The 18,607-nt window shown below is 34.8% G+C and carries 19 protein-coding genes; 1 reads left to right on the top strand and 18 read right to left on the bottom strand.

Going from position 1 to position 18,607, the window contains the following annotated elements:
• Positions 1-239 precede the first annotated feature (239 nt).
• Positions 240-1,016, bottom strand: coding sequence for a tRNA pseudouridine synthase A (locus JS605_RS16005; RefSeq protein ID WP_203258733.1), 777 nt, complete (start codon positions 1,014-1,016; stop codon positions 240-242).
• A gap of 98 nt (positions 1,017-1,114) precedes the next feature.
• Between JS605_RS16005 and JS605_RS16000 the strand changes: the two genes are divergently transcribed.
• On the top strand, positions 1,115-1,534 hold the full coding sequence (locus JS605_RS16000; RefSeq protein WP_203258732.1) for a hypothetical protein: 420 nt from the start codon (positions 1,115-1,117) through the stop codon (positions 1,532-1,534).
• A gap of 14 nt (positions 1,535-1,548) precedes the next feature.
• Here the strand turns inward: JS605_RS16000 and JS605_RS15995 are convergent, their stop codons facing one another.
• The 17 genes from JS605_RS15995 to lpxA form a co-directional block, all read right to left on the bottom strand.
• Positions 1,549-2,952 carry a right-handed parallel beta-helix repeat-containing protein gene (locus JS605_RS15995; RefSeq protein ID WP_203258731.1) on the bottom strand — a complete coding sequence of 468 codons (1,404 nt, stop codon included), beginning with the start codon at positions 2,950-2,952 and terminating at the stop codon, positions 1,549-1,551.
• A 69-nt stretch (positions 2,953-3,021) separates the two neighbouring features.
• Positions 3,022-3,615 (bottom strand): bifunctional phosphoribosyl-AMP cyclohydrolase/phosphoribosyl-ATP diphosphatase HisIE, encoded by a 594-nt coding sequence (hisIE, locus tag JS605_RS15990; protein WP_203258730.1) that lies wholly within the window; start codon positions 3,613-3,615, stop codon positions 3,022-3,024.
• A 134-nt stretch (positions 3,616-3,749) separates the two neighbouring features.
• Positions 3,750-4,505, bottom strand: a complete 756-nt coding sequence (gene hisF / locus JS605_RS15985) for an imidazole glycerol phosphate synthase subunit HisF (RefSeq protein WP_203258729.1) — start codon at positions 4,503-4,505, stop codon at positions 3,750-3,752.
• A gap of 72 nt (positions 4,506-4,577) precedes the next feature.
• Complete coding sequence (gene hisA / locus JS605_RS15980) at positions 4,578-5,303, bottom strand: 1-(5-phosphoribosyl)-5-[(5-phosphoribosylamino)methylideneamino]imidazole-4-carboxamide isomerase (protein WP_203258728.1); 726 nt, start codon at positions 5,301-5,303, stop codon at positions 4,578-4,580.
• 63 nt (positions 5,304-5,366) lie between these two features.
• Complete coding sequence (gene hisH / locus JS605_RS15975) at positions 5,367-5,948, bottom strand: imidazole glycerol phosphate synthase subunit HisH (RefSeq protein ID WP_203258738.1); 582 nt, start codon at positions 5,946-5,948, stop codon at positions 5,367-5,369.
• A gap of 129 nt (positions 5,949-6,077) precedes the next feature.
• Positions 6,078-7,214 carry a bifunctional histidinol-phosphatase/imidazoleglycerol-phosphate dehydratase HisB gene (hisB, locus tag JS605_RS15970; protein ID WP_203258727.1) on the bottom strand — a complete coding sequence of 379 codons (1,137 nt, stop codon included), beginning with the start codon at positions 7,212-7,214 and terminating at the stop codon, positions 6,078-6,080.
• Between the two features lie 108 nt (positions 7,215-7,322).
• Entirely contained in the window at positions 7,323-8,360 is a 1,038-nt protein-coding gene (hisC, locus tag JS605_RS15965) for a histidinol-phosphate transaminase (protein WP_203258726.1), read from the bottom strand.
• Positions 8,357-9,643 carry a histidinol dehydrogenase gene (gene hisD, locus JS605_RS15960; protein WP_203258725.1) on the bottom strand — a complete coding sequence of 429 codons (1,287 nt, stop codon included), beginning with the start codon at positions 9,641-9,643 and terminating at the stop codon, positions 8,357-8,359. Before hisD ends, hisC begins: the two co-directional genes overlap by 4 nt.
• A gap of 57 nt (positions 9,644-9,700) precedes the next feature.
• The gene (gene hisG / locus JS605_RS15955; protein WP_203258724.1) at positions 9,701-10,558 is read right to left on the bottom strand and encodes an ATP phosphoribosyltransferase; all 858 of its coding nucleotides are present in this window, start codon (positions 10,556-10,558) and stop codon (positions 9,701-9,703) included.
• A 356-nt stretch (positions 10,559-10,914) separates the two neighbouring features.
• Positions 10,915-11,730, bottom strand: a complete 816-nt coding sequence (locus JS605_RS15950) for a prohibitin family protein (RefSeq protein WP_203258723.1) — start codon at positions 11,728-11,730, stop codon at positions 10,915-10,917.
• A gap of 14 nt (positions 11,731-11,744) precedes the next feature.
• Entirely contained in the window at positions 11,745-13,757 is a 2,013-nt protein-coding gene (locus tag JS605_RS15945; protein WP_239000377.1) for a VWA domain-containing protein, read from the bottom strand.
• 30 nt (positions 13,758-13,787) lie between these two features.
• The gene (fabG, locus tag JS605_RS15940) at positions 13,788-14,534 is read right to left on the bottom strand and encodes a 3-oxoacyl-[acyl-carrier-protein] reductase (protein ID WP_203258721.1); all 747 of its coding nucleotides are present in this window, start codon (positions 14,532-14,534) and stop codon (positions 13,788-13,790) included.
• Positions 14,535-14,641: 107 nt separating this feature from the next.
• Positions 14,642-15,217, bottom strand: a complete 576-nt coding sequence (locus tag JS605_RS15935; protein ID WP_203258720.1) for a DUF4082 domain-containing protein — start codon at positions 15,215-15,217, stop codon at positions 14,642-14,644.
• A gap of 129 nt (positions 15,218-15,346) precedes the next feature.
• Positions 15,347-16,219 carry a succinate--CoA ligase subunit alpha gene (gene sucD, locus JS605_RS15930; RefSeq protein ID WP_203258719.1) on the bottom strand — a complete coding sequence of 291 codons (873 nt, stop codon included), beginning with the start codon at positions 16,217-16,219 and terminating at the stop codon, positions 15,347-15,349.
• Positions 16,220-16,284: 65 nt separating this feature from the next.
• Positions 16,285-17,229, bottom strand: a complete 945-nt coding sequence (locus JS605_RS15925; RefSeq protein WP_203258718.1) for a UDP-3-O-(3-hydroxymyristoyl)glucosamine N-acyltransferase — start codon at positions 17,227-17,229, stop codon at positions 16,285-16,287.
• A gap of 5 nt (positions 17,230-17,234) precedes the next feature.
• Positions 17,235-17,801 carry an elongation factor P gene (efp, locus tag JS605_RS15920; protein WP_203258717.1) on the bottom strand — a complete coding sequence of 189 codons (567 nt, stop codon included), beginning with the start codon at positions 17,799-17,801 and terminating at the stop codon, positions 17,235-17,237.
• A 17-nt stretch (positions 17,802-17,818) separates the two neighbouring features.
• Positions 17,819-18,604 carry an acyl-ACP--UDP-N-acetylglucosamine O-acyltransferase gene (gene lpxA / locus JS605_RS15915; RefSeq protein WP_203258716.1) on the bottom strand — a complete coding sequence of 262 codons (786 nt, stop codon included), beginning with the start codon at positions 18,602-18,604 and terminating at the stop codon, positions 17,819-17,821.
• Between the last annotated feature and the right edge of the window lie 3 nt (positions 18,605-18,607).

The raw sequence follows: 18,607 nt of genomic DNA, 5'->3' as shown, positions 1-18,607 counted from the left end.
TTATTAGAAACAAATTGATCGCTCGCATCTTTGCTGTGATACAAAGGCAAACACCGTATGTAGACACTTTGAGGTTTGTAGCCTAAATTTTAACAAAAATTATTTGGAGCAATCATAGAATACGCAACCCACCCCTAGCCCCTCCAAGGAGGGGAACTCCACTCTTACTTTTAAAAAATAGGCATCATTACTTATTAAGTAATAGTTTCTCCCCTTTGGGGAGATTAAGAGGGGCTGCGTTACTCAAACTCCACAGCATTCAAAATCAATCCCGAAGCCGGTGCGATGTAATTCATTTTAATCTTACTATCGGGAACAAGACTATCTTCAATATCTTTTAGTGTTAATTTTCCTTTGCCTAAATCGATTAAAGTCCCCATCATTAATCGTATTTGGTTACGCATAAACCCTTTGCCCTTTACTCTTAGTAAATATGTTTTTTCAGGAAAGTAATTGGCGGTATATATATGGTTTTCTACCAATTCGCATTGTAGAATATGACGTGTGTAAACGCCATTTTCGGTTGGTTTATAGCAATAAGACCATAAGTAGTTTTCGCCCTCGAATAATTTGGCGCCTTGTTTCATAATATCAATATCCAAATCGTCTAAAATCGTGGTCATGATTGGTGCGCAAAATGGATGGCATTTTTCGCCATAGGTAAACAAATACAGGTATTCTTTAATTTTAGAGTGTTGAATAATATTAAATTCTGCATCAACCTCCTTTATGCTTAAGGCTTTAATATCTTGTGGTAGATTATAATTGAATAACTCTAAAAAAGCTATGTCATCTTCAATAGGTTCTTTTAAAAACAACTCAAACGCAGCACTTTCAGCAGAAACCATGGCATCAGTTCTACCAGAAGTAAGTGTTTTAAAATACTTTCCTTCTAAAATATAATTGAATGTTCTATCCACCATTAAGTGCAAGGTTTTCAAACTTGGTTGTTTTTGCCAACCATGAAAACGATAGCCCAAATATTGGATTTTTATGACGTAAAAATACTTTTTCATATACCTTGAAACGAAGAGCGAAAATTAGTCTATATAATCCACTGTGACAAAAAATTTATAAATTGTATATCAATTTACTAACTAAATACTTTAAAATTATGTCGAATTCTACATCAAACAAACCACCAATTTGGTTTTGGATTATTAGTGTTATTGCACTTATCTGGAATGGCATGGGTGTAAAAGCTTATTTAGAACAAGCCTATAATACAGAAAGTTACCGTGCTATGTACACACCCGAACAACTTGAAATTGATGCAAATATGCCAGCATGGGTTACCGCTGCTTTTGCAATTGCAGTTTTTGCTGGTGCTTTAGCGGCCATTGGATTGCTACTAAGAAAATCGTGGTCGGTTAAATTGTGGTTATTATCTCTATTAGCAGTAATTGTACGAATGGGATATATTTTAATAAATGGTTATGCTTCAAGTATAGGTATGACCATAATGATAATTGTATTTGCTTTTATCTTTACCTGGTTTGCAAGAAAATCTGAAGCTAATGGTTGGCTATCTTAGCGACTTATAAAGGGTTACCTTATCCAACAGCCATCCCATGTTGCATCTGTAACTAAAGGGATATTGAATGCTTCTCCATTGTAAGTATTGCCAGAGGCATTACCGCTAACTTCTAAAAAGCGGTAGGCCCAACATTTGTTATCATGATCTACATGGTTATTGGTTAAGGTTAAATTGAGCATTTCCTTAAACGCCAAATGCCCATGGTTCATATAGTTATTATAAATCTCCAAGTCTGCTCCTTTATACATATACATGCCGCAATTATTTAATGTATTATCATATATGTAAGTTGTTGCTGGATTGGTTTTTGGGTTGTCGTTGGAATACATCAAAATTCCATTCCAGTTATTCACAGAAACGGTGCGCATAGTTATGCTATTATGCCTTATCGTCCAATCTGCATTTTTCCAGTACACCACTGGACCATCTATATATTCGCTGTCATCGCCTTGTAACAAAATATTATGTTCTACTAGTACATTTTTACCATCCGTATTCACAATATCGCCACCTCTATTATTGTGAAAATAATTGTTTATAATAGCAATATCTTTATTTGTTCTACCTGCTCCTTCTATATCTACACCAAACTGAGGCGATGTGCCGTTGGTATGATGAATTTCATTAAGTTCTATTAATACATCTGCACTTCCAACAAGAGAAACACCTTGTCTTCTATTATCTGAAAAGTTATTCCTCCTTATAGTAATATGCTTTAAATTTTGAGCTTCGCCCTTCTTATTTCCAACCATTAAAATTCCATCGCCATTAGCTTTTCCTAGTATTACATTTTCTACAGTAACAAACTGACTTTCGCCTTCAATACAAATTAAATGCCCTTCATCATGGGTTGAAGCGCCATCAGCTCTTGGAGTGTAAACATGGTTTCTATCGCCTAATATTGTTCCTCCAGAAATGACAACGTTAACTTTATTTCTTACTGCTATAGCGCAATAATTCCATTTATTGTTTGGCGCCATTTCTATAACAGCATTTTCATCTAGTAAAAATGCTACGTTATCATCTAATGTAATACCAGCTTGATAAATATCGTTTCCGTATTTACCTATTAAGTAATGTCCTTTTGGTAAGCGAATAATACCATAACCTTCTGCAATGGCCCAATCTATTGCTGCTTGTAAATTGTCTGTAGTTTTTACAGCTTCCGTTCTATTATTTGGAATATCCCACCGCTCTAACTCTATTATATATGCTTTTGTAGATATTTCTGAATAAGGCAACACATCTATAGGCCCCATAACACCATTAAATGGGTTTGGGTTGTTGGAGTCAGTATCACTTAAAGATGAAGGTGTAACATTTTTTGGGTCGTCCGAATCGTTATAGCACGAAAACAATAAGGTAATTATATACAAATATAAATACCATTTGGTAGTAGTAGTAGGTTTAAACATAATATAGTAGGTTTTTTTGGGGTTATTACGTACTATTTTACGCTAAAAGTAGTAAAAGTTTTTTTAATGTTACTTATACCTACTTTTTAATTCTTTTTCAATATCCTTTAATGTAAAGCCTTTGGCTTGTAGTAGCATTAAGTAATGAAATAATAAATCAGCGGATTCATATAAGAACAGCTCGTCATTATTATCCATTGCCTCAATTACAGTTTCTACAGCCTCCTCGCCTACTTTTTGGGCAACCTTATTAATGCCTTTTGAAAACAAACTTGCCACATAAGATTTTGCAGTGTCTTTATTAGCCACGCGTTCTGCAATGACATCTTCCAATGTAGAAAAGAAGCCGTAGTTGGGCGTGTTTTCCTCGTGCCAACATGTATCGGTACCTGTATGGCATGTGGGGCCTACAGGATTTGCGCGAACTAAAAGTGTGTCTTTATCGCAATCGTTCTTAATATCAACCAATTCTAAAAAGTTGCCACTTTCTTCGCCTTTGGTCCATAGACGCTGCTTGCTTCTACTGAAAAAAGTGACTTTCTTAGTTTCCAATGTCTTTTGATAGGCTTCGGCATTCATGTACCCCAACATTAATACATTTTTCGTGGTGGCATCTTGAATGATAGCTGGTACTAAACCGTTTTGATCGTATTTTATTTCCATTTTCTTGTCATTCCTGCGAAGGCAGGAATCGATTTTATATTATTACTTTTTTTGTTGATCCGCATATAAATCTTTTACTCTTCATAATTGTCTTGAGTTTGAGTAAGAGTTCCCCCTTTGGGGGTTAGGGGGCTTCAAATACGCACTTCAATATCTTGTTCTTTTAATGCTTTTTTTAACTCAGGAATAGGAATTTCTCCAAAATGAAACACACTAGCCGCCAATGCCGCATCAGATTGTCCTTCTTTAAAGGTGTCTACAAAATGCTGCACATTTCCTGCACCACCTGATGCAATTATTGGAATATTTAATTCTCCAGATAATTTCGCTAAAGCTTTATTGGCAAAACCATTTTTAGTACCATCGTGATTCATCGAGGTAAACAGTATCTCTCCTGCACCACGTTCTTCTACCTCTTTTGCCCATTCAAACAAATCAATCTCTGTTGGAATGGTGCCTCCTGCTAAATGTACTTTCCATTGTCCATCAACTTCTTTTGCATCAATAGCTACAACCACACATTGGCTGCCAAACTTATCGGCTAATTCGTTTACTAATTCTGGACGTTTCACAGCCGAAGAGTTAATAGATACTTTGTCTGCGCCATTTTTCAATAAGGCATCTACATGAGCAACGCTAGAAATACCGCCACCTACGGTAAATGGTATATTGACTTGTTCAGCAACACGCAATACCATATCTAAAGTAGTGCCTCTATTTTCTAAAGTGGCTGCAATATCTAAGAACACTAATTCATCGGCACCTTGTTCAGCATATTGTTTCGCTAATGCTACAGGGTCTCCTGCATCACGCAAATCCACAAAATTTACACCTTTTACGGTGCGTCCGTTTTTGATGTCTAAGCAGGGTATTATTCTTTTTGTTAACATTTATTTGGTTACTGTTACTGGTTATTGGTTATTGGTTGTTATGGTTTTTTTTAAGCTATTAACCAATAACTATTAACTAGCAACTATATAATTTTCTAACTGTTTTAAACTTATTTTATTTTCATAAATCGCTTTTCCTATGATAGTACCTTCGCAACCTAATGCTGCTAATTTTGGAAGTTCATCAAATTTTGAAATACCGCCCGAAGCAATCAATTTAACACCTTCTAACTCCCCTAGCATCTTTTCATATAAATCAAACGACGGACCTTCTAGCATGCCATCCTTAGCTATATCTGTACAAATTACGTACGACACACCTTCCTGCATATAGTTTTTTACAAACGGTATCAATTCCTCATCAGATTCTTCTAACCACCCACTTATAGCAATTTTTTCATTGTTGGCATCAGCTCCCAAAATGATTTTGTCAGCTCCAAATTTAGCTAACCAACTTTTAAAAACCTCTGGTTTTTTAACGGCAATACTGCCGCCTGTTATTTGTCCTGCTCCAGATTCAAAAGCAATACGTAAATCTTCATCAGTTTTTAGGCCACCACCAAAATCAATCTTTAAATTTGTTTTCGCTGCAATGGTTTCTAAAACCTTATGGTTTACAATATGACTTGCTTTTGCACCATCTAAATCCACTAAATGCAGATACTCAATACCATGATCTTCGTATTGCTTTGCAATTTCTAGTGGATTCTCATTGTATATTTTCTTTGTGCTGTAATCGCCTTTGGACAATCTTACACATTTACCATCTATGATGTCTATTGCTGGAATTATTCTCATTTTCTAGCTATTGGCAATTAGCTATTGGCCATTAGCAAAAAGCTAAGAGCCAACTGCTAAATGCTATATATTTATAAAGTTCTTTAATATTTTAGCACCTTCATTTCCGCTTTTTTCTGGATGAAACTGAGTGCCATAAAAATTTTCATGTTGTAATGCAGACGCATAATTGATACCATAATCCGTTTTTGCTATGGTTTCATTACAATGTTCAGCATAATAACTATGTACCAAGTACATATATTCATTTTCTTTAATACCTTTAAATAAATCGGATTTTAAATCTTTTATAACATTCCATCCCATTTGCGGCACTTTTACATCATCTGAAAAGCGTTTTACTTTGGTTTCAAAAATACCCAAACCTTCTGTATTACCCTCTTCAGTATGCAAACACATCAATTGCATACCTAAACAAATACCTAATACAGGCTGTTTTAAACTTGGAATCAGTTTGTCCAAACCACTCTCCTTAAGCATTTTCATTGCAGAGCTTGCTTCTCCTACACCAGGAAATATCACTTTATCTGCCGCTTTAATTTCTTCTGGATCGTTTGATAAAACAGCATCATACCCCAAACGTTTAAAAGCAAACTGAATGCTTTTTATATTTCCTGCGCCGTAATCAATAATTATTAGTTTCAAACTATTTCTATTTCTTAATTTTGACATTTAGGATTTTGAAAACTAATAATTACAAAATCCAATTTTCAATCACTAAATTCCAAAACTCACTTGAACTGGTTGGAGTTTGGAGTTTTGTTTTTGGAATTTTTAAAGCATTCCTTTTGTACTCGGTAAAAACATCTTATTTGGGTCTCTTTTTACCGCCATTTTCATAGCTTTTGCAAAGGCTTTAAAAATCCCTTCAATTTTATGGTGTTCGTTTGTACCTTCTGCTTTTATATTTAAATTACATTTTGCACCATCTGTAAACGATTTAAATAAATGATAAAACATTTCTGTTGGCATATCACCAATTTTTTCGCGTTTAAATTCTGCATCCCACTCCAGCCAGTTTCTTCCGCCAAAATCTACAGCTACTTGTGCTAAACAATCATCCATTGGTAAACAAAAACCGTAACGTTCTATACCTAATTTATTGCCTAAGGCTTTATGAAACAATTCGCCTAAAGCAATCATGGTATCTTCAATGGTATGGTGCTCGTCAACTTCTAGATCGCCATCTACTTTAATGGTTAAATCCATAGCTCCGTGACGCCCAATTTGATCTAACATATGATCGAAAAACGACAAACCAGTATCAATATCATTTTTGCCAGAACCATCTAAATTCAATTTTATATATATCTGTGTTTCATTGGTGTTACGAGTTATCTCTTCAACTCTATCTTTCAGCTTTAAAAACTCGTATATCTCAGCCCAATCAGTACTTGTTAAGGCTATACAATCTAAAATATCTTGTTTTGTACTTTCAATTTCGTCAGCACCTAATTCTGGATCTTCAGATAAATAAATACCTTTTGCACCAAGGTTTTTAGCCAACTCCATATCTGTAATTCTATCGCCTAACACGAACGAATTCTCCAAATCATAGTCTTTTGAAAAATACTGAGTTAACAACCCTGTTCTTGGTTTTCGGGTTTCAGCATTCTCATGCGGAAAGGTTTTATCAATATGAACTTCTGAAAATACGACACCTTCCTTTTTAAACGCATCAATGATTTTATTCTGCGCTGGCCAAAAGGTGTCTTCGGGAAAACTATCCGTTCCTAGACCGTCTTGGTTGGTTACCATCACTAACTCATAATCCAATTCACTAGCTATTTTCGCCATGTATTGAAATACTTTTGGATAGAACTCCAATTTCTCTAGACTATCAAGTTGATAATCTACAGGTGGTTCTAACACCAATGTACCGTCTCTGTCTATAAATAATACTTTTTTCATTTTCTTGTCATTCCTGCGAAGGCAGGAATCTATTTTATTATATTCAAATTTATATGGATTCCGCATCACACTTCGACTGCGCTCAGTGGGACAGTGCGGAATGACAAATCATTCTAACGCTTTTAATGCTTTTATTAAAACTTTATTCTCTTCCTTAGTTCCCACCGTAAAACGCAAGCAATTTTCGCATCCGGGTTGGGTTGTCCTATTCCTGATTACAATGCCTTTTGTTATTAACTCATTATAACGCTTTGTAGCATCATCTACCTTAGCTAGCACAAAATTAGCATCTGAGGGATATATTTTTGAAACAAAACTAATAGCATCTAATTCTTCAACTAAAATATCACGCTCGCTTAATATTGATGCTACTTGCTGTTGTGTTAACTCATTTTGCTTTAATTGCGCAATCGCTTTTTGTTGCGTGAGTTCGTTAACATTGTAAGGAGGTTTTATTCGATTTAAAACCGAAATAATTTCTTCCGAAGCATAACAAATACCCAAGCGAATACCTGCCATTCCGAAAGCTTTAGATAATGTTTGAGTGACGATTAAGTTTGGAAACTCATTCAATCTGCTTGCCCAACTTTCTTCGTTTGAAAAATCGATATACGCTTCGTCAATAACTACAATGCCTTTAAATTCTCTTACTAATCGTTCTATAGATTTAGCTTTAAAACTATTCGCTGTTGGATTATTTGGCGAACACAAAAACAATAATTTAGAGTTTGAATCTGCTTCCTCTAAGATAGCATCAACTTTAGGTTGAAAATTTTCATCCAGCTGCACACTTTTTATAGCAATAGCATTGATGTTGGCTAAAACACTATACATACCATAGGTGGGTGGTAACGTAATAATGTTATCTTGATTTGGCTCGCAAAACGCACGATAAATTAAATCTAGCACTTCATCACTACCATTACCTAAAAGTATATTTTTTTGAGGAATAGACTTTATTTCTGAAAGCAATGATTTTACAGTACGCTGTTGCGGATCTGGATAACGATTTACACCATTTTCAAACGGGTTTTCATTGGCATCCAAAAACACCATAGCATCACTATTACCTTGATATTCATCTCTTGCTGATGAATATGGTTTTAACGCTTTTACAGTTGGTCTTATTAAATCTTGAATACTCATTGTTTCAAATCCTTTAATCGAATGCTCACAGCATTTTTGTGCGCCTGTAAGCCTTCTGCTTCTGCCATTAACTCGATAGTTTCGCCAATATTTAAAATACCTTCTTTAGATATTTTTTGAAATGTCATACTTTTCATAAAGCTATCTAAATTCACTCCAGAATAGGCTTTAGAAAACCCATTCGTGGGTAATGTGTGATTGGTTCCAGAGGCATAATCTCCCGCACTTTCGGGCGTATAATCTCCTATAAAAACTGATCCTGCATTATTTATGTTATCAATATAAAGGTCTTCGTTTTTACAACAGATAATGTAATGCTCTGGCCCATATTCATCAATCATTTCTAGAGCAGTCGCATCATTTTCAACATAAATTAATTTTGAGTTTGCTATGGCTTTTTCTGCAATGGCTTTTCTCGGTAATACTTCAAGCTGCTTCTCTATTTCTTTAGAAACTTCATCTATAAAACCTTTGGATGTTGACACCAAAATTACCTGACTATCTGTACCATGTTCGGCTTGACTTAATAAATCTGATGCCACATAAGCAGCATTTGCAGTTTCATCAGCTACTACCAATAATTCACTTGGTCCTGCAGGCATATCAATAGCAACACCATATTTTGTCGCTATTTGTTTTGCTACCGTCACATACTGATTTCCGGGTCCGAAAATTTTATAAACTTTCGGAATGGTTTCTGTCCCAAAAGTTAATCCTGCAATGGCTTGTATACCACCTACTTTTATAATTTTAGTAACACCACATAATTTAGCTGTAAACAAAATTTCTGGTGCTAGTTTACTTTCTTTATTCGGTGGAGAACATAAAACTATCTCTTTACAACCCGCTATTTGAGCAGGAACAGCCAACATCAACACTGTTGAAAATAAGGGCGCTGTACCTCCTGGGATGTACAAACCAACTTTTTGTATCGGTCTTTTTTCTTGCCAGCATTTCACGCCATTAGTAGTTTCTACCTCTACTTTTGATGTTTTTTGAGCCTTATGAAACGTTTCAATATTGTGCTTTGCCTGTTTTATAGCATCTTGCAGTTTTACAGGGACTAATTGAATGGCCTCTTCAATTTCTTCAGAAGTCACCACGCTAGATTCTAAAGAAACACCATCAAACTTTTGCGTATATTGCTTAATAGCACTATCCCCATTTTTAGAAACATCATCAAAAACTGTAGTAACAGTACCCTCAATATCTCCAACGGTTTGGGTTGGTCTTTTTAAAATTTCAGACCATTCGCTTTTATTTGGATTTTTTATGATTTTCATTAAATAAATCTTCAAATTATTAATGAGATTCTGAAACGAGTTCAGAATGACAAAAAATTAAAGTACCATTTTTTCAATTGGGCATACCAAAATACCTTGCGCTCCTTTGGCCTTTAAGTCGTCTATGACATCCCAAAACTGATTTTTACTAATTACAGAATGTACAGAACTCCAGCCTTCTTCGGCTAAAGGCAATACAGTTGGGCTTTTCATTCCTGGTAATACTTTGATGATATCTTCTAGTTTATCATTAGGTGCATTTAATAAGACATACTTAGAATCTCTTCCTTTTAAAACGGACTGAATTCTAAATTTAATTTTCTCTAAAATGGCTTGTCTTTCAGTATCCAATTTAGGAGACACCGCTAAAACTGCTTCAGATTTTAAAATTGTATCTACTTCTTTCAAATTATTTTTAAATAAGGTGCTTCCGCTAGAAACAATATCGCAAATAGCATCTGCTAAACCAATATTTGGTGCAATTTCAACTGAACCATTAATGATGTGTAGATTTGCGTTTACACCATTTTTATCTAAAAATTGTTGTACTGTATGAGGGTAAGATGTTGCAATACGCTTACCCTCTAAGTCCTTTATACTGTTGTAATTATCTGCCTTTGGTACAGCGATACAAACACGACAAGACGAGAATCCTAGTTTTTCAACTATACCAATGCCCTCTCCTTTTTCTATTAAAACGTTTTCTCCAATAATCGCAGCATCTACCACGCCATCTTTTAAATATTGCGGAATATCTCCATTTCTCAGGTAGAAAACTTCTACTGGAAACCCCTTTGCTGAAGCTTTTAATTGGTCTTTCCCGTTATCAATAGAAATACCTATATCTTTTAACAAACGCATCGAATCTTCGTTTAAGCGACCCGATTTCTGTACTGCAATTCTTAATTTACTCATTTTTTAATCTTAATTAATTTATCTGTTTCCAGATTAAAAACTCATATCCCGCTCTTTAGCGGGATTAGTTCAACATACAATTTTAAGTGCGTCCTTTGGACTTCTTCAAATTGAGTTTCACTAAAAAACCCGCTTGATTGTCTCAAACGGGTTTAAAATATATGTTGATATTACTCAATACATTTTTACTTCGCTTGAGAGCAAATGTAAAAATGATGATGTGTTTGAGTAATAGTCATGTTATTTATTTGATGCAAATATCTGTAATTTATAACTATAATTCCAAATTATTAGTTCAAAATTTAAAATAAATTAGTTTTTCTTTAAATTGTAAACTAAGCTAAGTGAATTACGCTTTACTGATTCCCTAAGATAATAGGCAACCCACTGTCACCAGAGCCAATAACAATAACTTTACTGTTCGGAGATTCTGATAATTTCATTGTAGCCTCAATACCTTTGTCCTGTAAAATCTTGTCCGTTAACGAAGCACTCAAAATTTTGTTAGCATCTGCCTTACCCTGAGCCTCAATACGCTGCTTTTCCGCTTCTTTTTCCGCTGTTACCAATCTAAATTCATACTCCAGAGATTCCTGCTCTTGTTTTAGTTTACGCTCAATTGCTTCCTTAATAGTTGGCGGCAAAGTAACATCACGTACCAAAACCTCATTTAATTGCACATATTGTTTTTCTAAAATTTTCTTTGTTTCAACAAAAATTTCATCCTGAATCGCATCTCTTTTGGTAGAATATAATTGTTCAGGTGTATAACGGCCAACAACACTTCTCGCAGCACTTCGGATGGCCGGTTGTATTACCCTTTGTAAATAATTTTCGCCTAATGTTTGGTGCAACTTCCCTAAATCTTCATATACGGGTTGGTACCAAGCCGAACCATCAATTTGAATCTCCAATCCATTTGATGATAGTACTCTCATTTTTTCAAATAGTTCTTGCTGACGCACCTCATAAATATAAACTTTGTTCCAAGGTGCTACGATATGAAACCCTTCTCCCATAGGAGCTTCATCTGTTACCACACCACCTCCAAATGTTTTATACAACACCCCTGCCTCACCAGAGCCTATGGTTACGGCAGATTTTGCCAGTAAAACAAAAAGTATGACAACTGTGATGATAATAGGCAATGCTATTTTTGGCAATCTTTCCATGGTATTTTATTCTTTTAAATTAGTCCATTATATTTTCTTAGAAACCACTCGGCAGATAGTGTAAATACTATAAAACCTAATAAATATTTCCAGTCTATCAAAGGTACGGTATTTTTATCGCTTTTTTGGATAGGTTTATAGCTTTCATTAGACAATAATTCTGAAACTAACGCATCTACTGAATTCATAAAATAGGCTTTGCCATTGGTATTAGTAGCTAATTGTTGCAACTTCGTTACATCTGCATTTAAAAATTGCTGTTCTATATTATATTCTAACACTTCAAAACTACCAGATTTTGATATATTTTCACTTTTTGAACGTACCACAAAATTATATTTAGACGCCGCAATACCAGTTAGGTCTATCTGGTAACTATTATTCCTAAGTACAAATGGAAACACTTGTTTTTCTTTTGTAGCCGTATTTTCTAGAATTAACTCCAGTGACTGTCGTGCATCAAATTCGTAATTCTTATCAAATGCTTGCGATGTAATAACAATATTGGAACTACCTGTATAAAATGACTTATAATCTATTGTTAGCCTCGACTTTTTTCTATTTGAAGCGAGATACTGCACTAATTTTCCAATAAAATTATCAAAACTGGAAAAAGACGTTTCGTTCACAAAACTTTGTGCACGCCATCTCCAAATATTTTCTCCAAATAACACAGCTTCCCGTTTGCCATTGTGCTCCAAGGCAGCTAATAGCGGTTCGTTTTTTTCAATACCTAAAACTGTTTTCTCCAGTAAAGTTTCAAAAGGTATCGAGAATTTAGACACACCAAAAGGCCCTTTTAATGGCGGAAAACTTTCAAAATTGATATCTTCCACTAAAAAAGGCGAGAAATTCAAATTTAATTTTGGCTGAAAATCTTCTATTTGCCCTGTGCTTTCCTGAGTTAAAAACCCAACTGTGTTGTTTAAAAAACCTAATGCTGTTTTTGTGCCAATTACTGTAAATGTATTTAGGGATGCTTTATCCAAAACCTCATACAGCCTCTTAAACTTATTGTTTGGCTGATACAATATAACCAATTGAAATTCATTAACTTTATCCAAAAATTCGTAAGGATTTAAAATTGAAACCGAACGCTGTTCGTTTGTTTCAATACTCTTCTTGAATGCCCCTATATCTGGATGTAATATATCGGTTACTAAAGCAATTTTAGTCTTTTGGTCAATAACCTCAACAGCAAAATTTTTTGAGTTATTTATTGTATTTTTCTCTGTTAGTAATGGCTCTAAGGTTGCTACATAACTATTAATACCAACGCTATTGGCTGGAAGTGTAAATTGTATAATCTCTGAACTGTTTTGCTTTGAAAAGTTTATAGTTTTAGCAAATACTGTACTACCATTTTTTACGACTCTAAACTTAGAAGAAACACTAGAATTACCTTGATAAACTAAAATAGCTTCTACGGGGAATCTATTTTTTAAAAACGCATATCTGTTAACATTAAGTTGTTTTATACTTAAGTCTGCATAAGTAACGGTATCTCCTAAAATTATTGGATACACAGGTTGTTTATATGTATTTGAAACAGAATAATCGTTTCCAAAGGTTTGATTACCATCTGAGATCAAAACCACAGGAGCAATTTCATTTTTATAGACTTCTGAAATTCCACGCAATGCTTTATCTATATCACTCCCCTCTGATTTAAAATTGAATTCCCCTGAGTTCTGAAGCGTTTCATCAAAAGAAAACACATCCAATTTAAAGTTATCATTCAGGCTAGGGTTATTTTTTAATAGCTCCAAAACCCTTAAAGCGCTATCTTCTTGATGCAAATGCGCTATAGAATTAGAGTTATCTACAGCTAATACTAGGTTGGGCTTTTCTAGATAAACTTTAACTTGTGTAAACTTTGGATTTATTAATAACAACAATAAAGTAAAAACCGTTAGAAAACGTAAAAAAGTAAATAGTAAGGATAACCTGCCTTTATGTTTTGATTTATATTTATACTGAAAAAGCGCTACTAGTAGCGCTATAATTCCAGATAATATTATGTACAACAATATTTTTGCCTGCATTAAACCTTAAAACTATGTAAGCATTCCCCCATCAACATTTAAGGTTTGTCCCGTAACATAAGCACTCATATCACTTGCCAAAAACACACAAGCATTGGCTACGTCCTCTGGCGTACCTCCTCGTTTTAAAGGAATTCCTGCTCTCCAGCCTTTTACAACTTCTTCATCTAACTTAGCTGTCATCTCGGTTTCTATAAAACCTGGAGCTATAACATTACTCCTAATGTTTCTGGATCCTAATTCTAAAGCTACCGACTTAGAAAAACCTATAATTCCTGCCTTAGATGCTGCATAATTTGTTTGGCCCGCATTACCTTTTACACCTACTACTGAACTCATATTAATTATTGAGCCTTTTCGCTGTTTTAGCATGGTACGCTGTACTGCCTTAGTCATGTTAAATACAGATTTAAGATTTACCTCAATAACTTTATCAAAATCTTCCTCACTAATGCGCATTAGTAAGTTATCCTTTGTAATTCCAGCATTGTTTATAAGCACATCTATACTTCCAAATTCTTTTACTACATCTTCAGCTAGTTGCTGTGCATCTTCAAAACTTGCCGCATTACTTTGGTATCCCTTGGCATTTACACCTGCATCTTTTAATTCTTTCTCCAATGCGTTGGCAGCATCAACAGAAGAACTGTATGTAAATGCTATATTAGCTCCTTGTTCTGCAAAAACTTTTGCTATTCCTCTTCCTATACCTCGGCTTGCACCAGTAATTATAGCTGTTTTACCTTCTAATAACTTCATGTTTTATTAGTCTATTTAAATAATTTTCAATTTCAATCAAATATAAGAAATACAGATTGTTTGAAAATAAAAAACCTCACAAAATCGTAAGGTTCAAAACACTGGTATTAATTATCGGGAATAAATTTTACGTCTACAACACCTACATAATCCGTTTGTGAAGTAATGGTTGGTAGAGCCTGTGCGGTTCCAAAGATACCACCGTAAGATAAAATGATAATATCGTCTGTTTCAGCTGGAAAGATAATGTTACCATCATTGCTAAAAATATAGTAACTATTAGTATTCACTGAAATAAAATAACGAGTTCCTGAAGAAATTTGTACTGGAGCTATATCTTCAAAAGAAATTAATCCTGAAGTTGATATTACATTTTGGGTAACCAAAATTTCTTCGGTGTCAGAGTTCCAAAGTGTAACGCGAAATTCCCCGTTATCTGGTATACGAACTCCTAAAGCAGTAATTTTTCCATTTTTGAAAGTTTTAAACTCATAACCTAATTCATAGGTGTTTACCCAGTTAACCTTAGTTCCTGTAAGTTCCACAGCGCCACTTTCAAGTAATGTTTTCATCGGGAATTGTGGATCTGCCTCTATATACTGGATGGAATCGTCATCCTTAGAACAACTACTGATTGACATTATAATAGCTAGGGCTGCAAAAAACACTTTAACAGTTTTCATGATTTTAGGTTTTTATCATTACACCATTATATACACTAGAGCCATGTTTTGTTACCCTTTTTTCAATAAAGAGCAAAAAAAATCCGTTAATTTTAAAATTAACGGATCTTCAAAATAAATTTATGTGTTCTATCCGAGTACTTCGGCTACTTTTTTTCCAATTTCTGCAGGAGAGTCTACTACATGAATACCACACTCACTCATAATTTTCTTTTTTGCTTGAGCTGTGTCGTCACTACCTCCTACAATTGCTCCAGCATGTCCCATGGTACGACCTGCAGGCGCAGTTTCTCCTGCTATAAAACCTACTATTGGCTTTTTGCTTCCACTTTGTTTGTACCAGTTTGCTGCATCAGCTTCTAACTGCCCTCCTATCTCTCCTATCATTACTACAGCTTCAGTTTCAGAATCGTTAATCAATAATTCAACAGCTTCTTTTGTTGTAGTACCTATGATTGGGTCTCCACCAATACCTATTGCTGTTGTGATCCCTAAACCTTGTTTTACAACTTGGTCTGCTGCTTCATAGGTTAATGTTCCTGATTTGGATACAATACCCACTTTTCCTTGCTTAAACACAAAACCTGGCATGATACCAACTTTTGCTTCCCCTGGTGTAATTACACCCGGACAATTAGGGCCAATTAATCTTGATCCTTTATCTTTAATATAATTTGATGCTGTAATCATATCTGCAACAGGGATGCCCTCTGTAATAGCAATAATCACTTTAATTCCGGCATCTGCTGCTTCCATGATAGCGTCACCAGCAAATGCAGGTGGTACAAAAATAATAGTAGTATCTGCCCCTACTTGTTCTACAGCTTCTTGCACTGTATTAAACACAGGTTTATCTAAATGTGTTTGCCCTCCTTTTCCCGGAGTAACACCTCCAACTACATTTGTACCATATTCAATCATTTGACTAGCGTGAAATGTACCTTCACTACCAGTAAAACCTTGCACTATAATTTTTGAATCCTTATTTACTAGAACGCTCATTTGTGATGATTTTTCGTTTATTTTTTAAGTCAAGCAAAAGTAATTTATTTTAAGGGAAAAATAAACTACTTATCACTTTGTTTTTTTAAAGTTTCTAAGATTTCAGGGATTTTTCTAATTGATGCTATTTCTTTGTATTTTGTTCGAAAATCATCCGCTGGAATTCCGAAATATCCTTTTCCTCCTTCCAAAGATTTACTCACACCCGCTTTTGCAGAAATAACTGCTTTTTTACCAATAGTAATTCCACTTGTTATGCCTACTTGACCCCAAATGGTAACTTCATCTTCAACGACAACACAACCTGCAATACCAACTTGAGAAGCTATGAGGCATTTTTTCCCGATAATGGTATCGTGCCCTATTTGCACTAAGTTGTCAATTTTAGTTCCTGCTTTAATAGTTGTATCCCCAGTTACCCCCCTGTCAATTGTACAAGAGGCTCCAATATCTACATTGTCTTCTATCACTACCCTCCCACAGGATAATAATCTATCAAACCCCTCAGGTCTATTTTTGTAATAAAATGCATTGGCTCCTAATATTGTGCCTGCATGAATTGTGACATTATCCCCTATTATAGCATCGTCATAGATACTCACATTTGAATGTATTACACAATTTTTACCAATCTTTACATTATTACCGATAAAGGTATTAGGTTGCACAACAGTACCTTCTGCTATGCTAGCTGATTGGGAAATAGAAGTATTGGAAACTTGAAACGGCTTAAAATGCTGAGATAATTTATTAAAATCCCTGAAAGGGTCATCGCTGATTAAAAGTGCTTTCCCTTCTGGACAGTCAACCTTTTTATTGATTAGTATTATGGTTGCCTTAGACTCTAGTGCTTTATCATAATACTTAGGATGATCTACAAATACAATATCTCCTGGCTCAACTACATGAATTTCGTTCATTCCAAGAACTGGAAGATTAGAGTCGCCAACAAATTCACAATCAATTAGTTGCGCTATGCTTTTTAAGGATTCTGGTTTAGGAAACTTCAACTAAATTATTCTTTTACGCGTTCTTTATAAGTGCCTTTTGCAGTTTCAACCTTAATCTTATCGCCCTCATTAATAAACAAAGGAACGTTTACCTCTGCTCCAGTCTCTACCGTTGCAGGTTTAGTTGCATTGGTAGCAGTATTCCCTTTTACCCCAGGCTCTGTATGCGTTACCTCAAGAATCACACTAGCAGGTAAATCTACTGATAAAGGCATGTCGTCCTCAGTGTTAATTAAAACGGTTACAACTTCGCCTTCTTTCATTAATCCAGGGTTATCTAATGCTGCTTCAGTAAGTTGAATTTGAGAATAATCCTCAGTATTCATAAAATGAAAATACTCTCCGTCATTATATAGAAACTGAAATTTATGGGTTTCTACACGCACATCTTCTAATTTATGACCAGCGGAAAAGGTATTGTCGATCACTTTTCCGTTTGTTACACTTTTTAGTTTTGTTCTTACAAATGCTGGCCCTTTGCCTGGCTTAACATGCAAAAACTCTACTATTTTATAAATATCATTATTATATCTAATACATAATCCGTTTCGTATATCACTTGTAGTTACCATATCTTTTTAACTATTTTTTAATTTGATTTAAAGTACCCTTTCATTATTCCTCGGTGCGAATTCTTTATAAACTGAAGAATTTCATCACGTTCTGGCGTTGCTTCCATTTCTGCCTCAATAATATCTGCTGCTTGGGAATTATTATATGTTTTTTGATATAGAATTCTGTAGATATCTTGAATTTCCCTAATTTTTTCGGTAGTGAATCCCCTTCGTCTTAATCCCACCGAATTTATTCCTACATAAGATAAGGGTTCGCGGGCTGCTTTAACATAGGGTGGCACATCCTTTCTTACTAAAGAACCTCCTGTTACAAAAGCATGGTTACCAACAGAGACAAACTGATGCACAGCCGTCATACCTGCCAGTACTACATAATCTCCAATGTTTATATGTCCTGCAAGAGTACTATTGTTTGAGAAAATACAGTTATCGCCTACAATACAATCGTGTGCAATGTGGCAATACGCCATGATAAGGCAATTATTACCAATAACGGTTTTCATTCTATCAGCTGTACCTCTATTAATAGTAACACATTCTCTAATCGTTACATTATTACCTATCTCAACAGTGGTATCCTCGTCATTATATTTTAAATCTTGAGGAACTGCTGAAATAACCGAGCCTGGAAATATATTACAATTTTTACCAATACGCGCACCTTCCATTATGGTAACATTACTACCTATCCAAGTACCCTCACCAATTACTACATTACTATTAATAGTAGTAAAAGGTTCTATTACAACATTTTTTGCAATTTTTGCACCAGGATGCACGTATGCTAAAGGTTGATTCATTTT

It is taken from the genome of Hyunsoonleella ulvae (assembly GCF_016827605.1).
Lineage (GTDB): Bacteria > Bacteroidota > Bacteroidia > Flavobacteriales > Flavobacteriaceae > Jejuia > Jejuia ulvae.
This window is presented reverse-complemented; position numbering and strand designations above follow the sequence as displayed.